19 protein-coding genes are annotated in these 21575 nt (G+C 72.0%); 5 read left to right on the top strand and 14 right to left on the bottom strand.

The genetic code is table 11. The features are described from left to right. Positions 1-19: 19 nt before the first annotated feature. Both IEV65_RS08445 and IEV65_RS08450 read left to right on the top strand, forming a co-directional pair. Positions 20-991: a glycosyltransferase family 2 protein gene (locus IEV65_RS08445; RefSeq protein WP_188429812.1), complete on the top strand. Its 972-nt coding sequence runs from the start codon at positions 20-22 to the stop codon at positions 989-991. After that, positions 988-1992: a prenyltransferase/squalene oxidase repeat-containing protein gene (locus IEV65_RS08450; protein WP_188429814.1), complete on the top strand. Its 1005-nt coding sequence runs from the start codon at positions 988-990 to the stop codon at positions 1990-1992. The genes IEV65_RS08445 and IEV65_RS08450 overlap by 4 nt, the downstream gene beginning before the upstream one ends. On the opposite strand, the gene IEV65_RS08455 is transcribed toward IEV65_RS08450, so the two are convergent. The 7 genes from IEV65_RS08455 to IEV65_RS08485 all read right to left on the bottom strand — a co-directional run bounded on the left by IEV65_RS08455 (position 1980) and on the right by IEV65_RS08485 (position 10871). Beyond that, on the bottom strand, positions 1980-3269 hold the full coding sequence (locus IEV65_RS08455; RefSeq protein WP_188429816.1) for a glutamate-5-semialdehyde dehydrogenase: 1290 nt from the start codon (positions 3267-3269) through the stop codon (positions 1980-1982). The two genes, IEV65_RS08450 and IEV65_RS08455, sit on opposite strands and share 13 nt — an antisense overlap. 70 nt (positions 3270-3339) lie before the next feature. Beyond that, on the bottom strand, positions 3340-4467 hold the full coding sequence (gene proB, locus IEV65_RS08460; RefSeq protein ID WP_188429818.1) for a glutamate 5-kinase: 1128 nt from the start codon (positions 4465-4467) through the stop codon (positions 3340-3342). A gap of 80 nt (positions 4468-4547) precedes the next feature. Beyond that, positions 4548-6053: a GTPase ObgE gene (gene obgE / locus IEV65_RS08465; protein ID WP_188429821.1), complete on the bottom strand. Its 1506-nt coding sequence runs from the start codon at positions 6051-6053 to the stop codon at positions 4548-4550. Between the two features lie 118 nt (positions 6054-6171). Next, entirely contained in the window at positions 6172-6444 is a 273-nt protein-coding gene (gene rpmA, locus IEV65_RS08470; RefSeq protein WP_188429823.1) for a 50S ribosomal protein L27, read from the bottom strand. Between the two features lie 29 nt (positions 6445-6473). After that, positions 6474-6782 carry a 50S ribosomal protein L21 gene (gene rplU / locus IEV65_RS08475; RefSeq protein ID WP_188429825.1) on the bottom strand — a complete coding sequence of 103 codons (309 nt, stop codon included), beginning with the start codon at positions 6780-6782 and terminating at the stop codon, positions 6474-6476. 170 nt (positions 6783-6952) lie between these two features. Beyond that, positions 6953-9817 (bottom strand): Rne/Rng family ribonuclease, encoded by a 2865-nt coding sequence (locus tag IEV65_RS08480; RefSeq protein WP_229735101.1) that lies wholly within the window; start codon positions 9815-9817, stop codon positions 6953-6955. A gap of 274 nt (positions 9818-10091) precedes the next feature. Further along, positions 10092-10871: a TIGR03936 family radical SAM-associated protein gene (locus IEV65_RS08485; RefSeq protein ID WP_188429827.1), complete on the bottom strand. Its 780-nt coding sequence runs from the start codon at positions 10869-10871 to the stop codon at positions 10092-10094. A gap of 156 nt (positions 10872-11027) precedes the next feature. Between IEV65_RS08485 and serC the strand changes: the two genes are divergently transcribed. Both serC and IEV65_RS08495 read left to right on the top strand, forming a co-directional pair. Further along, positions 11028-12107: a 3-phosphoserine/phosphohydroxythreonine transaminase gene (gene serC, locus IEV65_RS08490; RefSeq protein WP_188429829.1), complete on the top strand. Its 1080-nt coding sequence runs from the start codon at positions 11028-11030 to the stop codon at positions 12105-12107. 3 nt (positions 12108-12110) lie between these two features. Next, the gene (locus IEV65_RS08495) at positions 12111-13295 is read left to right on the top strand and encodes a phosphoglycerate dehydrogenase (protein WP_188429831.1); all 1185 of its coding nucleotides are present in this window, start codon (positions 12111-12113) and stop codon (positions 13293-13295) included. A gap of 50 nt (positions 13296-13345) precedes the next feature. On the opposite strand, the gene IEV65_RS08500 is transcribed toward IEV65_RS08495, so the two are convergent. Next, on the bottom strand, positions 13346-13621 hold the full coding sequence (locus IEV65_RS08500; protein WP_188429833.1) for an SRPBCC family protein: 276 nt from the start codon (positions 13619-13621) through the stop codon (positions 13346-13348). A gap of 132 nt (positions 13622-13753) precedes the next feature. On the opposite strand from IEV65_RS08500, the gene IEV65_RS08505 reads away from it, so the two are divergent. After that, entirely contained in the window at positions 13754-13963 is a 210-nt protein-coding gene (locus tag IEV65_RS08505) for a dodecin (protein ID WP_188429835.1), read from the top strand. A gap of 36 nt (positions 13964-13999) precedes the next feature. On the opposite strand, the gene IEV65_RS08510 is transcribed toward IEV65_RS08505, so the two are convergent. From IEV65_RS08510 to rbfA, 6 genes are all read right to left on the bottom strand, one after another. Continuing rightward, positions 14000-15967, bottom strand: a complete 1968-nt coding sequence (locus IEV65_RS08510) for a TIGR03960 family B12-binding radical SAM protein (protein WP_188429837.1) — start codon at positions 15965-15967, stop codon at positions 14000-14002. An 82-nt stretch (positions 15968-16049) separates the two neighbouring features. Further along, complete coding sequence (locus tag IEV65_RS08515) at positions 16050-17894, bottom strand: AMP-dependent synthetase/ligase (RefSeq protein ID WP_188429839.1); 1845 nt, start codon at positions 17892-17894, stop codon at positions 16050-16052. A gap of 89 nt (positions 17895-17983) precedes the next feature. Beyond that, on the bottom strand, positions 17984-19099 hold the full coding sequence (gene rodA / locus IEV65_RS08520) for a rod shape-determining protein RodA (RefSeq protein WP_188429841.1): 1116 nt from the start codon (positions 19097-19099) through the stop codon (positions 17984-17986). Positions 19100-19114: 15 nt separating this feature from the next. Continuing rightward, positions 19115-20077, bottom strand: a complete 963-nt coding sequence (locus IEV65_RS08525; protein ID WP_188429843.1) for a bifunctional riboflavin kinase/FAD synthetase — start codon at positions 20075-20077, stop codon at positions 19115-19117. Positions 20078-20087: 10 nt separating this feature from the next. Further along, positions 20088-21026, bottom strand: a complete 939-nt coding sequence (gene truB, locus IEV65_RS08530; protein ID WP_188429845.1) for a tRNA pseudouridine(55) synthase TruB — start codon at positions 21024-21026, stop codon at positions 20088-20090. After that, positions 21023-21472 (bottom strand): 30S ribosome-binding factor RbfA, encoded by a 450-nt coding sequence (rbfA, locus tag IEV65_RS08535; RefSeq protein ID WP_188429847.1) that lies wholly within the window; start codon positions 21470-21472, stop codon positions 21023-21025. Before rbfA ends, truB begins: the two co-directional genes overlap by 4 nt. Positions 21473-21575: the final 103 nt, after the last annotated feature.

Consider the following 21575-nt stretch of genomic DNA (forward strand, 5'->3'; position numbering starts at 1 on the left):
TGCGACATACAGTGGTCGTATGCCGTCAGCGCCCCACCCCGTCCTCTCCGTCGTCGTGCCGATGTACGACGAGGCCGAGGTGCTGCCGCTGTTCGTCGAGCGGCTGCGCCCCGTGCTGGACGGCCTCGACGAGCCCTACGAGCTGGTCGCGGTGGACGACGGCAGCCGGGACCGGACGCCCGTGCTGCTCCAGGCGGCCCGACGGACCTGGCCGCAGCTCCGTGTGCTCCGGCTGCGCGCCAACGCCGGCCACCAGGCCGCCATCTCCGCCGGCCTGGCGGCGGCCCGCGGCGACTGGGTGGTCACGCTCGACGCCGACCTGCAGGACCCTCCCGAGGTGATCCCCGAGATGATCGCCCGGGCGCGCGCCGAGGGCGTCGACGTCGTCTACGGCGTGCGCACCGACCGGTCGAGCGACACCGCCTTCAAGCGCCGCACCGCCCACCTGTTCTACGCCACGATGCGCCTCATGGGGGCCACCGGCGCGCCCGACCACGCCGGTGACTACCGCCTGATGTCCAGGGCCACCGTCGACGCCGTCAACGCCTTGCCCGAGGACCACCGGGTCCTGCGCCTGGTGGTCCCCGCGCTCGGGTTCCCCTCCACCACCGTCGGCTACGCCCGGCAGGAGCGCGCCGCGGGCACGAGCAAGTACCCGCTGGCCACGATGGTGCGGCTCTCCCTCGACTCCGTCACCGGCTTCTCCCGGGCCCCGCTGAAGCTGGCCACCTGGTTCGGGCTCGGCGGCTTCCTGCTCGCCGTCGCCCTGCTCGGCTACGCCCTCGTGGCCAAGCTCACCGGGCACACCATCGCCGGGTGGACGTCGACCGTGATGATCGTCGCGGCGTTCAGCGCCCTGCAGCTGCTGTGCCTGGGCATCCTCGGCGAGTACGTCGGCCGCATCTACACCTCGCTGCAGCGCCGCCCGACCTACTACGTCGCTCACGACTCCCTCACGGACGAGCGCGAACGGCATACCCTGCACCCATGACCCAGGGCACCCCGACCGGCTGGCTCAGGGACACCGACCCTGCGCTGCGGTGGCAGGTCGAGCGCGACCTGCTCGGCGAGCCGGAGGCGGTGTGGAGCGCGACGCGCGCCCGCGTCGCTCGGGAGGGGTATGGCGCGCGGCTGCTCTCCCTGCAGGACCCCGACGGGCAGTGGGCCGGCGGGTCCTTCTTCCCGGCCGGCTGGGACCTGGAAGAGGCTGACCGACCCCAGCCCTGGACGGCCACGACCTGGACCCTCAACACGCTGCGCGAGTGGGGCGTGGAGGCATCAGCGCTGGGCGACACGGCCGAGCGGCTGGCGCGCAACGCCCGCTGGGAGTACGACGAGCTCCCCTACTGGGGCGGCGAGGTCGACTGCTGCATCAACGGCTGGACCTTGGCCAACGGCACCTGGCTGGGCGCCGATGTGTCGGGCCTGGAGCAGTGGTTCGCCGACCACCAGATGGCCGACGGCGGCTGGAACTGCGCCTGGGAGTGGGACGGCGCGACCGTGTCGTCGGTCGAGAGCACGCTCAACGTCCTCGTGTCCCTGCGCTACCGGGAGGAGGCGGCCGCGCGCGGCGAGGTGCGCACGGACGCCGCACGGCTGCGCGACCTGCGGCGCGGCGGCGAGGAGTACCTCCTGGAACGCGGCCTGATGAGGCGCACGAGCACCGGGCAGCTGATCGGCCCCTTCGTGACGGAGTTCGCCTACCCGGGCCGGGCCCGCTACAGCGTGCTGCGCGCCCTGGACCACTTCCGGCGGGCCGACCTCCTGGACGCCACGCTCGGTCGTGCGGTCGGTCCGCCGGACCCGCGGCTGGCCGAGGCCGTCCAGGTCGTGCGCGACAAGCGCCTCCCGGACGGCCGCTGGCTCCAGGACGTCCGGCTGGGTGGCGAGGTGTGGTTCGAGGTCGACGTCCCGCCCGGCCAGCCGTCGCCGTGGCTCACGCTCGTGGGCATCCTGGTCCTCGACTGGTGGGACGGCGCTCAGCGCACCTGACCGTCACCCTCCACGACCCACTTGGTGGTCGTGAGCTCGGGCAGGGCCATCGGTCCCCGGGCGTGCAGCTTCTGCGTCGAGATGCCGATCTCGGCGCCGAAGCCGAACTCGCCGCCGTCGGTGAAGCGCGTCGAGGCGTTGACCATCACGGCGGCGGCGTCGACCTCGGTGGTGAACCGGCGCGCGGCCGCGCGGTCCCCCGTGACGATCGCCTCCGTGTGCCCGCTCGTGTGCTCCTGGACGTGCGCGATGGCCGCGTCGAGGTCGTCGACGACGCGTGCCGAGATGTCCAGCGACAGGAACTCCGTGTCGTCGTCCTCGTCGGTGACGGGGACGTGCGCGACACCGACGGTCTCGGCATACCGGAGGACCTCAGGGTCGCCGTGGACGGTGACGCCGGCCGCGCCCAGCTCCCGCAGGATCGCGGGGAGCACCGTGTCGGCGATCGCCCGGTGGACGAGCAGGGACTCCGCCGCGTTGCACACCGAGGTGCGGTGGGTCTTGGAGTTGGTGACGATCCGCACCGCCATCTCCGGGTCGGCGGCGGCGTCGACGTAGACGTGGCAGTTGCCCACGCCCGTCTCGATGACCGGCACGGTCGACTCCGTCACCACCGTCTGGATCAGGCTGGCGCCCCCGCGCGGGATGACGAGGTCGACCAGGCCCCGCGCGGTCATGAGCGCCCGGCCCGCGTCGTGGCCTCCCTCCGTGAGGAGGTTGATGGCGTCGGGGTTGAGGCCGCGGGCCTCCAGGGCCGCGCGCAGGATCTCGACCAGCCGGACGTTGGTGGAGGCGGCGGCCGAGCCGCCGCGCAGGATGACCGCGTTGCCGCTCTTGAGGCCGAGCCCGGCCGCGTCGACCGTGACGTTGGGACGGGCCTCGTAGATCATGCCCACGACCCCCATCGGGACCCGCACCTGGCGGATCTGCAGCCCGTTGGCCAGGGTCGACCCACGCACGACCTCGCCCACCGGGTCGGGCAGCGCCGCGACGTCGCGCAGCGCCGACGCGACAGAATGCACCCTCTCGACGTCGAGGGTCAGGCGGTCCAGGAGGTTGGCCGGCAGACCCTTGGCGCGGCCGCGCTCGAGGTCCTCGACGTTCGCCGCCACGACGCTCTGCGCCTCCGCGTCGATCGCGTCGGCCAGGGCCGTCAGCGCCGCGTCCTTCTCGGCCCGGGTGAGCAGCGCCAGCTGCCGGCTGGCGGCCCGGGCGCGGCGCGCCGTGGCGTGGACGGCGTCACGGACGTCGACGGGGATCGGGGCGGTCGTGCTCATCGGCGTGCTCCTGCTCGTCTCGGTATGGCGTGGATGGTCTGGGTAGGGCGGTTGCGGTGCCGGTCCCTCGTCAGAGGACGACGAGATCGTCGCGGCGCACCACCGGGCGCGGGGCGGGTTCTCCCGTGCGCAGCCGGGCCGGCCGCTCCAGACGGTGGCCGACCAGCGGGGCAAGCTCCGCGGAGTCGTAACCGACGAGGCCGCGCGCCACGACCCGTCCCTCCCCGTCGCACAGCTCGACGGTGTCGCCGGCGGCGAAGCGTCCCTCCAGGCGGGTGATGCCGACGGGCAGGAGCGACGTGCGACGCCGCACCACCGCCTGCACGGCGCCGTCGTCCAGGACGAGCCGCCCCGAGCTGCTGCTGGCGTGCGCGAGCCAGCGCCGCCGCGCCGGGCTCTTGCTGCCCGTCGCCGTGAACAGGGTGCCCACGGCGTCCCCGGCGAGCGCGGCCACGATCTGGTCGGCGCTGGTCAGCAGGACCGTCACCCCCTCGGCTGTGGCCATCTGGGCCGCGGCCACCTTGGTCGCCATCCCGCCGGTGCCGACCTGGGAACCGGCTCCGGAGACGTCCACGTGCTCCAGGTCCGTCGGCGAGGCCACGTGCGGGATGCGCCGCGACCCGGGGTGCCTGGGATGGCCGTCGTAGAGCGCGTCGACGTCGGAGAGCAGGAGCAGGGCGTCCGCGTCCACGAGGTGGGCGACGAGCGCGGCGAGACGGTCGTTGTCGCCGAAGCGGATCTCGTCGGTGGCGACCGTGTCGTTCTCGTTGACGACCGGGACCACCTCGAGCTCGAGCAGCCGCTCCAGGGTCCGCGAGGCGTTGACGTAGTGGCTGCGGCGGTGCATGTCGTCCGCCGTGAGCAGCACCTGCCCGACGCGCACGCCGTGCATGGTGAAGGCCTGCGTGTAGGCCGTCATGAGCAGCCCCTGCCCCGCGCTCGCGGCTGCCTGCTGGGTCGCCAGGTCCTTGGGGCGGCGCGCCAGACCCAACGGTGCCATCCCGGCCGCGATCGCCCCGGAGGAGACGAGCACGATCTGGGTGCCCTCGAGCGCCTTCTTGGCCAGCGCCGTGGCGAGGGCCTGGAGACGGTATCCGTCCAGCCCGCCTTCCGGCCCGGTCAGCGAGGACGACCCCACCTTGACGACCAGGCGGTGCGCGTCACGGATGGCGCGACGGTCGCCGGTGGTCTCGAACATGAGCGAATACTATTCCATAATCGTGCATATTCATGCATCGACCCGGTCGGGCCCGCACGGTCCCGGGCGGAGCCGGGAGATCACTCCGGGTCGGTCCACTTCCCGGCGCGACGCTCGGCGGCCATCTCCTCCCGGGCGGCCGCGGCCTTGTCCATCTTGTCGTGGAAGGCCTCGCGCTTCTCCGCACGCGTCGGCCGCGCGCGGTCCTCCAGACGCAGGTCGCTGCCGCGCGCGCCGAGCAGCTCGGCACCCGAGGACATGGTCGGCTCCCAGTCGAAGACCACCGCGTCGTCGGCGGCCCCGATGAGCACGGTCGATCCGGCCACCGCTCCCGCCTTGAGGAGCGCGTCCTCGACGCCCAGCCTGTTGAGGCGGTCCGCGAGGTAACCGACCGCCTCGTCGTTGGCGAAGTCGGTCTGCCGCACCCAGCGGGTGGGCCGCTCCCCCACGACGCGGAACACCTCGCCGTCCGCGGTCTGCTCGCGGACGATCTCGAAGCCGCTGTCGTCGATCGCCTTCGGGCGCAGCACCACGCGGGTCGGCTCGACGACGATCTGCTCCTCGCGGGCGCGCCGGACGTGGCCTGCCAGCGCGAAGGTCAGCTCCTTGAGCCCCTGGTGCGCGACGGCCGAGACGATGTGCACCTCGTAACCCTGCGCCTCCAGGTCCGGCCGGACCATCTCGGCGAGCTCGCGCGCCTCGGGGACGTCGGCCTTGTTGAGGACGATCACGCGGATGCGCTCGGCGAGCGGTATGCCGCCCAGCTCGCCGTGCGGGACGTAGGCGGCCAGCTCGGCCTCGATGACCTCGAGGTCGGTCAGCGGGTCGCGGCCGGGCTCGAGCGTCGCGCAGTCGATGACGTGCACGAGCACGTGGCAGCGCTCGACGTGACGCAGGAACTGCAGCCCGAGCCCCCGGCCCTCGCTGGCGCCCGGGATCAGGCCGGGGACGTCGGCGATCGTGAAGCGCTCGCCACCGGCCGTGACGACGCCGAGGTTGGGCACGAGGGTCGTGAACGGGTAGTCGGCGATCTTGGGACGCGCGGCCGACAGCACGCTGACCAGGGACGACTTGCCGGCCGAGGGGAAGCCGATGAGCGCCACGTCCGCGAGCGTCTTCAGCTCCAGGACCACCTCGGTCTCCTCGCCGGGCTCACCCAGGAGAGCGAAACCGGGCGCCTTGCGCCGTGGGGAGGCCAGCGCCTTGTTGCCGAGCCCGCCGCGCCCGCCCTGCGCCGCGACATACTCCGCGCCCTCCCCGACCAGGTCGGCGAGCACCTCCCCGGACCGCGTGGTGACGACGGTGCCCGACGGGACGGGCAGCACCAGGGTCTCCCCCTGGGCGCCGTTGCGCTCGCTGCCCTCGCCCGGCTTGCCGTTGGGGGCGCTGCGGTGGGGGCTGTGGTGGTAGTCGATCAGCGTGGTGACCTGCGGGTCGACGCGGAATACGATGTCGCCGCCGTGGCCGCCGTTGCCACCGTCGGGGCCGCCGAGCGGCTTGAACTTCTCCCGGTGCACCGAGGCGACACCGTGGCCTCCGTTGCCGGCTCGCAGGTGGAGCACGACGCGGTCGACGAAGTTGGCCATGAGGTCATCCTCTCAGGGGTATGACGTGCGCGTCAGACCCGGACGGGGTGGGAACGACGCGACGCCGGTGGGAGCCAGCTGGCCCCACCGGCGTCGCGGTGTCAGTGGTGTCGGACGCTCAGGCGTCGACGGTCTCGGCCGCAGCCTCGACCACGTTGACGGTCTTGCGACCGCGCTTGGCGCCGAACTCGACGACGCCGGGGACGAGGGCGAACAGCGTGTCGTCCTTGCCGCGACCGACGCCCTCACCGGGGTGGAAGTGGGTCCCGCGCTGACGGACGATGATCTCGCCGGTGCCGACGACCTGACCGCCGAAGCGCTTCACGCCGAGACGCTGCGCGTTGGAGTCACGACCGTTGCGCGTCGAGGACGCACCCTTCTTGTGTGCCATAGCTCTGCCTCCCTGGGTGTGCTACGCCGTCAGGCGTCGATCGAGGTGATCTTGACCTGGGTCAGCGGCTGGCGGTGGCCCTGGCGCTTCTTGTACCCGGTCTTGTTCTTGTACTTCTGGATGATGATCTTGGGGCCCTTGGCGGCGCCCATGACCTCGGCCTTGACGACCGCCTTGCCGAGCACGTCGGCGTCGGTGGTCACGGTGGAGCCGTCGACCAGCAGGAGGGGAGCGAGCTCGACGGTGTCGCCCTTCTTGCCCTCGACCTTGTCGATGGTCAGGACGTCACCGACGGAGACCTTCTCCTGGCGGCCGCCAGCGCGGACGATCGCGTACACGTTGAACTCACTTCCTGCGTTTGCGTCTGATGGGGTCTGCATCCCTGCTCGGCCGGGCCGTCCATCGCGCGAGCGCGGTGGATTCCTGACCCGTCCCGGAGCGGGGCGAACCGACGCACCAGACTACCGTGTCGTGGCCCCTGGGACCAAACTGGCGCGTCGGCTCACGGTTACTCCTGGGCGGAGGACTCCGCTGCCGTGGGCGGGCCGGCCGGTGCCGACGCGCGACCGCGGCGGCGGCGCTTCGGCTTCTCCTCCGTCACCGGGGCCGCGTCGACGACTGCGGCCTCGGCGACAGCAGCCTCCTCGACCTCAGCAACCTCGACGACGACGCCCTCGGCGACCGGCGCGTCGACAGAGTCATCGACCGTCTCGGTCCTGGCGACCGGGGGTGCGCTCTCGTCGGTGTCGGCGACCGGCAGCGGGGCCTCCGATGTGACGTCGGCGGCCGTCTCCGGCGCGGGAGCCTGGGTCGGGACCTCCGGCGACTCCTCGACCGGTATGGCGGGGCTGTCCGCCTCGGCCTCGGGCGCGGCACCGGCGTTCAGCGCGGCGGCGTGGGCGGCAGCGGCGATCTGGGCCGGCGTGGGGCCGTTGGGCCGCGGCGGGTTCAGCACGTTCTTGGGCTCGGCGGCGGACTCGGCCGACCCGGCTCCTGCCCCGCTCCCCCGGCCCCGGCGGCCGCGCTTGGACGACCCGGAGCCGCTCTCGGAGCCGCTGCCGTTGTCGGCCTGGTGCTGGTGGCCGTTGCCGTTGCCGTTGCCGTTGCGGGCGGCCACCGGCTCGGCCTGCACGACGATCCCGCGGCCCGCGCAATGGGTGCAGGTCTCGGAGAAGACCTCGATGAGGCCCGACCCGACCCGCTTGCGCGTCATCTGGACCAGACCCAGCGAGGTGACCTCGGCGACCTGGTGCTTGGTCCGGTCGCGTCCCAGGCACTCGAGCAGGCGCCGCACGACCAGGTCGCGGTTGCTCTCGAGCACCATGTCGATGAAGTCGATGACGATGATGCCGCCGATGTCGCGCAGCCGCAGCTGGCGCACGATCTCCTCGGCCGCCTCGATGTTGTTCTTGGTGACCGTCTCCTCCAGGTTGCCCCCGGAGCCGGTGAACTTGCCGGTGTTGACGTCGACCACCGTCATGGCCTCGGTGCGGTCGATGATGAGCGACCCGCCAGAGGGCAGCCACACCTTGCGGTCCATCGCCTTGGCGATGGCCTCGTGGACGCGGTAGGTCGAGAAGATGTCGGTGGTGCCGGTGTACTTCTCCACCCGCGGCGCCAGGTCCGGCGCGACGTCGTCGATGTAGCGCTTGACCTCCGACCAGGCCTGCTCGCCGGCGACGACCAGCCGGGAGAAGTCCTCGGTGAAGACGTCGCGGATCACGCGGACGGTCATGTCCGGCTCCCCGTGGAGCAGCGTCGGAGCGCTCGTGCTCTTGGCCTGGGCGGCCTTGGAGATCCGCTCCCAGGCGGCGGTGAGGCGCTCCACGTCGGCACGCAGCTCGGCCTCGGAGGCACCCTCGGCCGCCGTCCGCACGATCACCCCGGCGTCATCCGGGACGACCTCCTTGAGGATCTTCTTCAACCGGGCGCGCTCGGTGTCCGGGAGCTTGCGGGAGATGCCCGTCATGGAGTTGCCCGGCACGTAGACCAGGAAACGACCCGGGAGCGAGATCTGGGAGGTGAGCCGGGCGCCCTTGTGCCCGATGGGGTCCTTGGTCACCTGGACCAGGACGGACTCCCCCGACTTCAGCGCGTTCTCGATGCGCTTGGGCTCGCTGCCCAGGCCGGCGGCGTCCCAGTTGACCTCGCCGGCGTAGAGCACGGCGTTGCGACCCTTGCCGATGTCGACGAAGGCGGCCTCCATGCTCGGCAGCACGTTCTGGACGCGTCCGAGGTAGACGTTGCCGACCATCGTGCTCTGCGCCGAGCGCGAGACGTAGTGCTCGACGGGCACGCCGTCCTCGAGCACCGCGATCTGCGTGCGGTCCTCGAGGCCGCGCACGACCATGACGCGGTCGACGCTCTCGCGGCGCGCCAGGAACTCCGCCTCGCTGATGATCGTGCGGCGACGGCCGGCCTCCCTGCCCTCACGGCGCCGCTGGCGCTTGGCCTCCAGGCGGGTCGACCCCTTGACCGAGGTGACCTCGTCCCGCGCGCTGCGCTCGGCGCCGCCGGACTCGCCGCTGCGACGACGCCGACGGCGACGACGGGTGCTGCTCGTCTCCTCGTCGCCCGACGACTGCTCGTCGCCGTTGGTGTCGTCGGCCGGTGCGGCGCCGTCCTCGGGACGTGCCCTGCGGCTGCGGGTGCGCCGGCGCGTGGAGGCGCTGGGCGCCCCCTCCTCGGAGTCGTCCCCGTCCTGCTCCCCGCCCTCGGGCTGGGGGGTGTCGTCGGCCTCGAGCGGCTGCTCGGAGCTCTCGACCTCGCCCTGGCCCCGGCCCCGCCGGCCCTTGCCCCCGCGCCGACGCCGGCGTCCGTTGCGCTGGCCGGCCTCGTCCTCACCGGTCTCGGCCGTGTCGGGTGCGCCGTCGGTCTCGGCCCCGTCCAGGGGCGCGGGCTCGGGCTCGACCGGCAGCTCCGGCGGCGTGGTGACGGCAGCCGTGGCCCGGCGCGAGCGGCGCCGCGGCAGGTCGCTGAGGTCCGGCGCCTGGAAGAGCAGACCGAAGGACGGCAGAGCGGGCGCCTGGGCCGACGGCTCCTCCTCGGCCTCGCCCGCGCTCTCCTCCTCCGGCTCCCCCTCCGTCTCGTCCCCCGACGGCTGGGCCGCCTCCTGCACGGCAGCGTCCTCCTCGGCCGGCTCCTGCACGTCGCCCCCCACCGGGTCCTCGTGCTGCTCCTCGTCCTCGGGCTCGGCGTCGGTCTCGGGCTCTACGTCGGTCTCAGGCTCGCCCCCGGCGTCGGCCACCTCCTCGACCCGGCTCACCCCGAAGAGGGCCTCGGCGCTCAGCTCCTGGGCCAGCGCGGCCGCGCGCTCGGCCCGGCTCTGTTCGTCGGCGTGCGCTGCGTCGGGCGTGGTGTTCGTGTCAGACACCGGGTGTCCTTCCAGCCGGACGGGGAAGCCACACCCGGGCCGGGGTACGGCCCGCTCCCCGCCTGGCGCGGGTGCAGTCGTCCGGGTCCGGAAGGGCCCTGGACGGAAGTCGTCCTGGTCTCCGCCTCAGTTCGCGCGGGAGGCGCGGCACCGGGCGGCCGGCGGGAGTCGTCGACGCGCCGTATGGCGTCTGGGGCGCACCTCGGAGGGCGCCCGCGATCTCGAGCCGGGTCCGGCAGGCGGTGTGACACCTGCAGGACCGGTGGTCAGTATCTCACACGGACCCGTCGTCGAGCGTCTCTGCCACGGTCCCGTCCACGACCGGTCCCTGGCGCAGGCGCGTGCTCACCGGCCGGGGCAGGTCGAGCCCGCTCACCTGCCGGAGGGCCGTCCACACCTCCTCGGGACGCACCGTGGGAGTGGTGTGCAGCAGCGAGGCCAGCAGGACGACGTCGCCACCGTCCGGGTCGGCCTCCACCCCGGGCACGAGGGTGTCGGCCACCGCGAGGTCCAGGACCGCGGCGCGGACGTCGAGGTCGCGCGGCCCCTTCTTCATCATCCGCGGGACGTGGAGCTCGGGGACCGCCAGGAACGAGGCGACGGCGCGCGCCATACCCTCGGCGTCCCACGCCTCCCCCCGGGCCGCGAGGAAGCGCATGCCCCACACGCTCCCCTGCAGCCGGTCGGCCAGGGCGCCGGGCAGGTCTGCCGCGTCGACGACCTCGATGACGTCCAGACCCTCGGGCAGGGAGGCGTCCAGGACCGGGGCCACCGCAGCGGGGTCCACGACGCGGGTCAACGAGATCTCGACGTACTCCGCCTCGCTCGCGGCGCCGGTGGGTGCGGCATTCGCGTAGGAGATCTTGGGGTGCGGGTGGAACCCGCCGGAGTAGGCCATCGGCAGCCCGGCACGCCGCACGGCCCGCTCGAGGGCACGCTGGAAGTCGCGTGTGGAGGTGAAGCGCATCCGGCCACGCTTGGCGTAGCGGATGCGCAGCTTCTGCACCGCGGGGTCGGGTGCGGGGCCCTCTGGGACGCGTCGGGAGCCGGCCATGGGCGCCCAGGCTACCTGCCGACGTGCGCCACGCCACACTGCTGACGGTCGTCGTGGCGGGGGTCGACCGCTACCGTAGGGGCCAAGTCTCGACGCCGAGTCCCTCCGGGTCCGGTCTGCCGCGCCCGGACCACCCAACCCCAGAGGTATGAACCCGTGCGCGTGTACAACTTCTCCGCAGGCCCCGCCACGATGCCGCTCGAGGTGCTCGAGCGCGCCCAGTCCGAGCTGACCGACTGGCGAGGGTCCGGGATGTCAGTCATGGAGATGTCGCACCGCAGTCCCGAGTTCGTCTCGATCGCCGCCGAGGCCGAGGCCCGCATGCGCTCCCTGCTCGGGGTGCCCGACGACTACGCCGTCCTGTTCCTGCAGGGTGGTGCGACGGGGCAGTTCGCCGGCGTGCCGCTCAACCTCACCGCTCCCGGTTCCAGCGCCGCCTACGTCAACACCGGCGCCTGGAGCAAGAAGGCGATCGCCGAGGCCCGCAGGTACCTGGACGTCCAGGTCGTCGCGGACGAGAAGGAGTCCAACTACTCCAGCGTCCCGGCCCAGGGCAGCCTCGAGGTGCCGGCGGGAGCGGCATACCTCCACTACACCCTCAACGAGACGATCGGTGGCGTGGAGTTCCCGTACGTGCCGGAGACGGGCGACGTCCCGCTCGTCACCGACGCCAGCTCCACGATCCTGTCGCGCCCGCTGGACGTGTCCCGGTTCGGGGTGATCTATGCCGGTGCCCAGAAGAACCTCGGTCCGTCCGGGCTGGTCGTGACGATCGTCCGCAAGGACCTGCTCGGCACCGCCCGCCCGGAGACGCCGAGCATGATCGACTGGACCGCGATGGCCGAGGCCGACTCCATGCTCAACACTCCCCCGACCCTGTCGTGGTACCTCGTCGGGCTGGTCCTGGAGTGGGTCGAGCAGCAGGGTGGCCTGACCGCCATGGCCGAGCGCAACCGCGCCAAGGCGGAGCTGCTCTACGGGGCCATCGACGGTTCCGACTTCTACTCCAACCCGGTGCAGAAGGAGGCGCGCTCGTGGATGAACGTGCCCTTCCTCGTCCCCGACCCCGCCCTGGAGAAGCCCTTCGTCCAGGCCGCTGCGGAGGCGGGTCTGTCGGGGCTCGGCGGGCACCGCAGCGTGGGCGGGATGCGTGCCAGCATCTACAACGCCATGCCGATCGAGGGCGTCCAGGCCCTCGTCGACTTCATGACCGACTTCGAGAAGCAGAACGGCTGACCCATGACCTTCGCGATCAAGACCCTCAACGCCATCAGCCCCGTCGGCCTGCAGCGGCTGGACCGGGACCTCTTCGACGTCGGCACGGACATCGCCGACCCCCGCGGCATCCTGGTGCGGTCCGCCGACCTGCACTCCATGGAGATCCCCGAGAGCCTGTATGCCGTGGCGCGTGCGGGCGCGGGGACCAACAACATCCCGGTCGAGAAGATGGCCAGCCTCGGCATCCCCGTCTTCAACACCCCCGGCGCCAACGCCAACGCCGTCAAGGAGCTGGTCATCGCCGGCATGCTCCTGGCCGCGCGCAACCTGTTCCACGCGGCCGACTACACACGCACCCTCGTGGCGGAGCAGGGCCTGCACGGCAAGGAGCTCGACGTCCAGGTGGAGACGGGCAAGAAGCGGTACGCCGGCTTCGAGCTCCCCGGCCGGACGCTCGGCGTGATCGGGCTGGGCGCCATCGGCGTCCTCGTGGCCAACGCCGCGCACTCGCTGGGCCTGCGGGTGCTGGGCTACGACCCGGCGCTGACGATCAAGAACGCCTGGCAGCTCTCCCCCAACGTCGAGCAGGTGACCAGCGTCGAGGAGCTCTTCTCCCGATCGGACATGGTCACTCTCCATGTCCCGCTCGTCGAGGGGACCAAGGGGCTGGTCAACGCCGAGCGCGTGGCGCTCATGCCGCGCGGCGGGGTCGTGCTCAACTTCGCCCGCGGCGGGGTCGTGGACGAGGCGGCCGTGCTGGCGGCGCTCGACGCGGGGCAGCTGCACGCCTACATCAACGACTTCCCGACCGAGGCCGGCGCGGTCCACCCCAAGGTCGTGGCCCTGCCTCACCTGGGAGCCTCCACCGGAGAGGCCGAGGACAACTGCGCGGTCATGGCCGTGGACCAGCTCTCGGACTACCTGCTCCACGGCAACATCCGCAACTCGGTCAACTTCCCCGAGGTGCAGATGGCCCGCACGCCGGGCACGACCCGGCTGGGGATCTTCAACGAGAACAAGCCCAACATGATCGGCCAGATCACCGCCGCGCTCGGCGATGCCGGGCTCAACGTCTCGGAGTTCACCAACAAGTCCAAGGGCGACTTCGCCTACACCCTCGTCGACGTCGAGGGCGAGGTCCGCGACGAGCTCAAGTCTCAGATCCTCGCGATCGACGGGATCATCCGCGCCCGCAAGATCGCCTGACCCGCCGAGCGTCCGGTGTGGTTGCTCCCAGCCACACCGGACGCGTCAGGTCAAGACTCGACGCGCGCCGCCAGTCGGTCCACCGATCTCTGGAGCATCTCCGGCGTGGTGGTACGGGCACGGGCCATGCGCGAGGGGTCGGTGAGCTTGCTCCAGTCGTAGGTGTGCGTGACCGTGGTCGTGCCGTCGTCGCGAGGCTCGAGCTCCCAGCGCCACAGGTGCCCGGCCGGCGGCTCCCCCGGGGAGGCCGGCTTCCAGGCGAGGCGTCGACCCTCCTCGAACTCCACGACGTGGTTGTCACGCGTCTTGCCGTTGGTGATGGTCATCGTGAAGACGTCGCCGACGCGTTGGCATCTGTGTCATCAGGGGCAGACATGGAGCCATCCCACCACATGGTTGCCCTGGTGAGGTGGGCCGAGGAGACTGGACCGGACCAGCACCCGACCAAGGAGGTCACCGTGAGCAACCACGTCTACAAGGTCGCCGAGGTCGTAGGCACCTTTCCGGACGGCATCCAGCAGGCGATCACGAACGCCATCTCCACGACCGCTCGGACCGTGCGCCACCTCGACTGGTTCGAGGTCACCGAGGTGCGTGGCCACCTGGTGGACGGTGCCGTGGCCGACTGGCAGGTCGGTGTGAAGGTCGGCTTCCGCGTCGAGGACTGAGCAACCCCTCCACGCACCCGGTGGAGGTGGGGTCGGTCAGGTACGGACGACCGAGAGCGGGAGCAGGGTCTTGCCGGTCGGGCCGATCTGGATCTCGGTGTTCATCTGCGGGCAGACGCCGCAGTCGAAGCACGGGGTCCAGCGGCAGTCCTCGACCTCACGCTCGTCGAGAGCGTCCAGCCAGTCCTCCCACAGCCACTCCTTGTCCAGCCCCGAGTCGATGTGGTCCCAGGGCAGCACCTCGTGCTCGCCGCGCTCGCGGGTGGTGTACCAGGCGACGTCGACGGGGTGCTCGGCCAGGCCCTCCTCGGCCGCCGTCATCCAGCGCTCGTAGGAGAAGTGCTCGTTCCAGCCGTCGAACCGGCCACCGGCGCGCCATACCCGCTCGATCACGGCACCGAGGCGACGGTCGCCGCGGGAGAGCAGTCCCTCGACGATCCCCGGCTGCCCGTCGTGGTAGCGGAAGCCGATCGCCGAGCCGTAGCGGCGGTCGGACCGGACGGCCTCGCGCAGCTTGGCCAGCCGCGCGTCGGTCTCCTCGGCCCCCAGCTGCGCCGCCCACTGGAAGGGGGTGTGCGGCTTGGGCACGAAACCGCCGATCGAGACGGTGCACCGGATGTCGCGCCGGCCGGAGACCTCGCGCCCGGTGTCGATGACCTTCTTGGCGAGGTCGGCGATCGCCAGGACGTCCTCGTCGGTCTCCGTCGGGAGCCCGCACATGAAGTAGAGCTTGACCTGCCGCCAACCGGCGGCGTACGCCGCCGCGACCGTGCGGATGAGGTCCTCCTCGGTCACCATCTTGTTGATGACCTTGCGCATGCGCTCGCTGCCACCCTCGGGGGCGAAGGTCAGCCCGGAGCGCCGCCCGTTGCGGGTGAGCTCGTTGGCCAGCTCGATGTTGAAGGCGTCGACGCGCGTGGAGGGCAGCGACAGACCGGTCTGGCTCCCCTCGTAACGGTCCGCCAGACCCTTGGTGATCGCGCCGATCTCGGAGTGGTCGGCCGAGGACAGCGAGAGCAGGCCCACCTCGTCGAGCCCGGTCGCCGCCAGCCCCTTCTCGACCATCTCGCCGATGCCGGTGATCGACCGCTCGCGCACGGGCCGGGTGATCATGCCCGCCTGGCAGAAGCGGCAGCCACGGGTGCAGCCGCGGAAGATCTCCACCGACATGCGCTCGTGCACCGACTCGGTGACCGGGACGAGCGGCTGCTTGGGGTAGGGCCAGGCGTCGAGGTCCATGACCGTGTGCTTGGCCACGCGCCACGGCACGCCGGGCTGGTTGGGCGCCACCCGCTGGATGCGGCCGTCCGGCAGGTAGGACACGTCGTAGAACGCGGGCACGTAGACGCCCCCGCTGCGGGCGAGCTCGAGCAGCAGCCCCTCGCGCCCGTCGGGCCGTCCCGCCGCCTTCCAGGCGTTGATGACCTTGGAGGCATGCAGCACGGCCTCTTCCCCGTCACCGACGATCGCCGCGTCCAGGAAGTCGGCGACCGGCTCGGGGTTGAAGCTCGCGTGCCCGCCGGCGATCACGATCGGGTCGTCCTCGCCCCGGTCGCGCGCGTGGAGCGGGATCCCGGCCAGGTCGAGCGCGGTGAGCATGTTCGTGTAGCCCAGCTCGGTCGAGAAGCTCAGGCCCAGCACGTCGAAGTCGCGCACGCTGCGGTGCCCGTCGACCGTGAACTGCGGCACGCCGCTCTCGCGCATGAGGGCCTCGAGGTCCGGCCACACGGCATACGTGCGCTCGGCGAGGACGTCCGGCTGCTCGTTCAGGACTTCGTAGAGGATCATGACGCCCTGGTTGGGCAGCCCGATCTCGTACGCGTCCGGGTACATCAGCGCCCAGCGCGCGGTCGTCGCACCTCCGCAGTCCCAGTCCTTGACCTGGCTGTTGAGCTCGCCGCCGATGTACTGCACCGGCTTGGCGACCTGCTCCAGCAGCGGCTCCAGCGCAGGAAGCCAGGACTCCCCGTGCGCGGGGCGGGTCGGAGCGGGTGCGGCAGGCATGACGTCAAGGGTATGCAGCGTGACGGGGCTTCCGCGAATCCTCGGCGACGCTCGCCCCGGGGGCCACCCCGGGGCGAGGTCGTCAGGACTCGGCGTAGAAGGCGTCCAGCTCGGACTTGTACTTCTGGATGACCTGCTTGCGCTTGAGCTTCATGCTGGGGGTCAGATCCCCCTCCTCCACCGACAGGTCGTGGTCGAGGATGTGGAACTGCTTGATCTGCTCCCACCGGTTGAGCTGGGAGTTGAGCTCGTCGACATACCCCTGCACCATCTCCCGGCACTGGGGCGAGGAGACGATCTGGGCGTAGGAGTCGCCGGCCATGCCGTGGTGGGCCGCCCAGGCGGTGATCGCGTCCGGGTCGAGGGTGATGATCGCCGAGACGAACTTGCGGCCGTCACCCTCGATGACCAGCTGGCTGGCGTAGGGGCAGATCCCCTTGAACATCGACTCGATGTGCGAGGGCGCGACGTACTTGCCCCCCGAGGTCTTGAAGAGGTCCTTCTTGCGGTCGGTGATGGTCAGGTAGCCCTGCTCGTCGAGGGTGCCGATGTCGCCGGTGGCGAACCAGCCGTCCTGCAGCACCTCGGCGGTGGCCTCGGGCTGGTTGTGGTAGCCGGTCATCACGCCGGGACCCTTGACGAGGATCTCCCCGTCCTCGGCGATCCGCACCTGGGTGCCGGGCAGCACCCAGCCGACGGTGCCGAAGACGTTGGCCTGCGGGTCCGGGCGGTTGACCGTGGCCGGGGCCGTGGTCTCGGTGAGCCCGTAACCCTCGATGATCGTGAGGCCGGCGGCGTCGAACCACCGGGCGACGTCGGGGTTGAGGGCCGCGGAGCCGGAGATGAAGAAGCGCACCCGTCCGCCGAAGCGGTCCCTCACCTTGGACAGGACGAGCTTGTCGGCGAGGCGGTACTTCAGGGCCAGGACGCCGGAGGGCTCTCCCCCGCCGGCGCGGATCTCGCCGACCTCGCGTCCGACACCGAACGCCCAGTCGAACAGCTTGGCCTTGACCCCGCCCTCGGCGGCCACCATCGTCGTGATCTTGCCGTAGGCCTTCTCGAAGATCCGCGGTGCCGCGGCCATGAAGGTCGGCTTCACGACGGCCACGTTGTCGACGATCTTCGTGACGTCGCCGGCCACGGCCGTCGGGAACCCCATCTGCATCGGCAGGATGAGGAACATCTTGCCGAGGACGTGGGACAGGGGCAGCCAGAGGAACTGGAGGTCGTCGGGCCCGAGGATGCCGATCGAGTCGACGGCCGCGCCGATGTAGGTCCAGTTGTCGTGGGTGAGGCGGACTCCCTTCGGCCGCCCGGTGGTGCCCGAGGTGTAGATGATGGTGGCGAGGTGCTGGGGGGTCAGCTGGTCGATGCGTGCGTCCACCAGCCCGGGCTCGGCGGCGAGCAGGGCGGTGCCGCGCGCCTCGAGCTCGTCGAAGGTCAGCACCCAGTCCCCGTCGCCCTCGCCGTCGAGGACCACGACGGCCAGGACGTCCGGCAGCTCCGCACGGCGGTGCCGCAGCGCCTCGACGTGCTCGGGGGTCTCGGCCACCACGACCCGGCTGCCGGAGTCGGCCACGATGTAGGCGACGTCGTCCTCGACGGTCGTGGGGTAGATGGTGGTCGTGGCCCCGCCGGCGCACATGATCGCCAGGTCGGTCAGGATCCACTCCATCCGGGTGCTGGACATGACCGAGACCCGCTCCTCGGGCTCGAGACCGACGTCGACCAGCCCGGCGGCGAGCGCGTAGGCACGGTCGCGGGTCTGCTCCCAGGAGAGGGAGGTCCAGCCCGCACCCTCCGGGGAGCGGAACGCCTCGCCGCGCGGCGTCTGAGCCACACGGTCCCGGAAGAGGTGCGCGACGCTCGTCGCGCGCCTGTCGAGCCTGCTCAGGTCGGAGACCTCGTCGGTCACGGAACGGGCCATCTGCACTCCTTCGTCGCCAGCCACGGTCCCCGCATCCTTGCAGGTTTGACCGGCTACGCCAACACCCGGCCCGGCCGTGTTCCCGGTGCTCAGCGTGAGACCCGCCAGCGCTGCTGGGCGCACGCCACCAGACCGATCGCGAGCCAGCACGCCAGCATCGACGACCCGCCGTAGGACAGGAACGGGAGCGGCAGTCCGGTGACCGGCATGAGGCCCAGGTTCATGCCGACGTTCTCGAAGGTCTGGAAACCGAGCCACGCGCCGACGCCCACGGCCACGAGGCGCCCAAAGGGTTCGTCGCTGCGCAGCCCGACGACCATCGCCCGCAGCACGAGGAAGCCGAGCAGCAGCACCAGCCCGACGGCTCCGAGCCAGCCGAGCTCCTCCCCCGCCACCGAGAAGATGAAGTCGGTGTGCTGGAACGGGATGAAGCCTCCCTGGGTATGGGGTCCCTCGCCCAGTCCGGTGCCGGTCCAGCCCCCGGAGCCGATCGCCAGGCGCACCTGGCGGGTCTGGTACCCGATCCCCTGAGGGTCCAGGTCGGGGTCGCGGAAGGCGAGCAACCGGTCGAGCTGGTAGGGGTCGAGAAGCGGGAGGGTCACGGCCAGCACCACGGCGGTCGCGGTGCCGACCACGGCCACCCACGTCCACCGCGCCGCGGCGCCCGAGGCGGCCACCACCGCCACCGTCAGCACCCCCAGCACCAGGGCGCTGCCCAGGTCGGGCTGCAGCAGGATGAGCAGCACGGGCACGGCGGCCACCGTCCAGGCCGTCAGCACCTCGCGCCACAACGGGGGCCGGAGCGGGTCGCGACCCTCGGCCAGGATCATGGCCAGCCCGACCACCAGGCCGATCTTGGCCAGCTCGGCCGGCTGGAGCGAGAAACCTCCAGGCAGGAACAGCCACGAGCGGGAGCCGTTGACCGTCTGGCCCAGCGGCGTGAGCACCAGCACGAGCCCGGCGGTCCCGGCCAGGTAGACCCACGGCGCGACGGCTCGCAACCAGCGCACGTCGACCGCCACGAGGGCCACCGCGAGGACAGCACCCACGGCCGCGTTGACCAGGTGGCGCACGGCGAGCGCGGCCCCGACGGAGTCCCGGGTGGTCGACCAGACGAGCAGGGCGCCCACGAGCGAGAGGCCGAGCGCGGCGACGAACAGTCCCCAGTCGGTGCGGGCGAGACGTTCCCGCAGCGCGGGCGGCATACCGCTCCCGTCCGCTCAGCCGCGCAGCAGGTCCCGCGCGCGCTCGACGTCCAGAGCCATCTGGTCCATCAGCGCCTCCAGCGAGTCGAACCTCTCGTTGGCCCGCAGGCGGGTCACGAACTCCACCCAGACGGTCTCGCCGTAGAGGTCGAGGTCGGTGCGGTCCAGGACGTAGGCCTCCACGGTGCGCTGGACGACGTCGTCGAAGGTCGGGTTCGTGCCCACGGAGATCGCCGCGGGAAGGCGTCGGTCCGGGTGGTCCGGCGGGAGGACGGGGCGCTCCAGCCAGCCGGCGTAGACCCCGTCACCGGGGACCAGGCCCTCGCTGTCGGTCGCGAGGTTGGCGGTGGGATAGCCCAGCTCGCGACCGCGGTGGTGCCCGTGGACGACCTCCCCCGAGACCCGGTGGTAGCGGTCGAGGATCTCGGTGGCGGCCTCCATGTCCCCGGCGGCGATCGCGGCGCGCAGCGCGGTGGAGGACCAGGAGCGCAGGCCATGGTCCATCTCCCCGACCGTGCCCTGGACGACGACCTCGAAGGAGTACCGCTCCCCCAGCGCGCGCATCGTCGACTCGTCGCCGCTGTTGTGCAGGCCGAACCGGGAGTCGTGGCCGATGACCACGACCTGCGAGCGGAGGCCGTCGACGAAGGTCTGCCGGACGAAGTCCTCCGGCGTGAGGAGGGCGTACTCCCGGGTGAACTCGACGACGACCACCCCGTCGAGCCCGGCCTGCTCCAGCAGGTCGAGGCGGTGGTCGAGCCCGGCGATCTCCTGCGGCGCCCGCTCCGGGTGGAGCACGGCGACCGGGTGCGGGTCGAAGGTGACGGCCACCGAGGCCAGCCCCCGCTCCCGTGCGATGGAGGTGACGGTGTCCAGGACCGCCCGGTGCCCGCGGTGGACCCCGTCGAAGTTGCCGAGGGTGGCGACCGTCGGGCCGAGGTCGGCGGGGACGTCGTCCAGGCTGGTCCAGCGGTGCACGGCGGTAACTCTACTTCGCGCCCGCCGGTGCCAGGACGACGTGGGGTCGCGCGTCCGCTCGCGACTCGTCGAGGATGGCGACGAGGGTGCCGTCCGGGCCGAACGCGGCCACCGGCTCGCTGCGCCCCGGTCGCGCCGAGGCGACCTTCTGCCCGAACCCCAGGGCTCTCGCCTCGGGCTCGGTGAGCTCCCTCGTGGCCAGGGCGGCGCGGGCCGCGTCTGCGAGGTCGACGAGGTTTGCGGTCGGGCCGGGTCCGGTCTCCGGGTCCAGCTCCTCCAGGCTCACCGCGTGCTCGAGGGTCAGCCCACCCACGCGGGTGCGTCGCAGCGCGGTGAGGTGACCGCCCACGCCGAGGGCGGCACCGAGGTCCCTGGCCAGCGCCCGCACGTAGGTGCCCGAGGACACGTCTACCTCGACGTCCACGTCCAGGACGACGCGACCGTCGACCTCGGCACGCCGCGAGCCGAGCACCTCGAAGCGGCTCACGGTGACCGGTCGGGAGGCCAGCGCGACGTCCTCGCCGGAGCGGACCCGCGCGTAGGAGCGCCTGCCGTCGACCTTGATCGCGCTCACCGCGCTGGGTACCTGCTGGATCTCGCCGGTGAGGGCCCGCACGGCCTCCGCGACCTGGGCAGGCGTGACGTGCGCCGCGTCGGCTCCCCCGGTGACCTCGCCCTCGGCGTCGTCGGTGAGGGTGGACTGGCCCAGGCGCACGGTCGCGGCATACCCCTTGTCGTGACCGACGAGGAAGGTGAGCAGCTTGGTGCCCCTGTTGACGCCCACGACGAGGACCCCGGTCGCCATCGGGTCGAGCGTGCCGGCGTGGCCGACCCGGCGCGTGCGGCAGAGGCGGCGCAGGCGTGCGACGACGTCGTGACTGGTCCAGCCGGCCGGCTTGTCGACGACGAGAAGTCCGTCGCCGACGGGCGCCGGGTCGGGCGAGGTCACTCCTGGGCGTCCTCGTCCTCGTCGGCGGCCCGGGGCTTGCGGTAGGGGTCGGGCTCTCCTGCGTAGCCGGACTCGCGGCGGGCCGCGGCCAGCTCGGCGTCGCGCTCGGCGACCTTGCGGAGCAGCTCGTCCAGGTGCTGGGCGTCCTCGGGCAGCGCGTCGAGGATGAACTCGAGGGTCGGCGTGAGTCGGATGCCCAGGCCCTTGCCGACGAAGGAGCGCAGCCGCCCCCGGTAGGTCTCCAGGATCTCGGCGGCCGTCGTGCGGTCCTCGTCGGTGCCGAGAACGGTGTAGAAGACGCTGGCGTTCTGGAGGTCGCCGGTCACGCGCACGTCGGTGATGGTCACGAAGCCCACGCGCTCGTCCTTGACGACCTGGGACAGTCCTTGGGTCACCAGCTGCTTGATCCGCTCGGCGATCCTGCGGGCACGGGCCTGGTCGGCCATGGCAACCTCCTGAGTCGGTGGCGGGACGGGCTGGACCATCCTAGTCGTCGGACGGACGGTCCTCCGACCGTGCGGGACCCCGGACGGGCGTGGACGACGCAGC

This window comes from Ornithinimicrobium tianjinense, from assembly GCF_014636495.1.
GTDB lineage: Bacteria > Actinomycetota > Actinomycetes > Actinomycetales > Dermatophilaceae > Ornithinicoccus > Ornithinicoccus tianjinensis.

Bases quoted from the DNA above. Each gene is read 5' to 3' on its own strand.
- IEV65_RS08485 (WP_188429827.1), bottom strand. From the start codon at position 10,871: ATGGCCGGCTCCCGACGCGTCCCAGAGGGCCCCGCACCCGACCCCGCG.
- IEV65_RS08495 (WP_188429831.1), top strand. From the start codon at position 12,111: ATGACCTTCGCGATCAAGACCCTCAACGCCATCAGCCCCGTCGGCCTG.
- IEV65_RS08455 (WP_188429816.1), bottom strand. From the start codon at position 3,269: ATGAGCACGACCGCCCCGATCCCCGTCGACGTCCGTGACGCCGTCCAC.
- obgE (WP_188429821.1), bottom strand. From the start codon at position 6,053: ATGGCCAACTTCGTCGACCGCGTCGTGCTCCACCTGCGAGCCGGCAAC.
- IEV65_RS08445 (WP_188429812.1), top strand. From the start codon at position 20: ATGCCGTCAGCGCCCCACCCCGTCCTCTCCGTCGTCGTGCCGATGTAC.
- proB (WP_188429818.1), bottom strand. From the start codon at position 4,467: ATGTTCGAGACCACCGGCGACCGTCGCGCCATCCGTGACGCGCACCGC.
- IEV65_RS08500 (WP_188429833.1), bottom strand. From the start codon at position 13,621: ATGACCATCACCAACGGCAAGACGCGTGACAACCACGTCGTGGAGTTC.
- IEV65_RS08515 (WP_188429839.1), bottom strand. From the start codon at position 17,894: ATGGCCCGTTCCGTGACCGACGAGGTCTCCGACCTGAGCAGGCTCGAC.
- rodA (WP_188429841.1), bottom strand. From the start codon at position 19,099: ATGCCGCCCGCGCTGCGGGAACGTCTCGCCCGCACCGACTGGGGACTG.
- rbfA (WP_188429847.1), bottom strand. From the start codon at position 21,472: ATGGCCGACCAGGCCCGTGCCCGCAGGATCGCCGAGCGGATCAAGCAG.
- IEV65_RS08450 (WP_188429814.1), top strand. From the start codon at position 988: ATGACCCAGGGCACCCCGACCGGCTGGCTCAGGGACACCGACCCTGCG.
- IEV65_RS08510 (WP_188429837.1), bottom strand. From the start codon at position 15,967: ATGCCTGCCGCACCCGCTCCGACCCGCCCCGCGCACGGGGAGTCCTGG.
- rpmA (WP_188429823.1), bottom strand. From the start codon at position 6,444: ATGGCACACAAGAAGGGTGCGTCCTCGACGCGCAACGGTCGTGACTCC.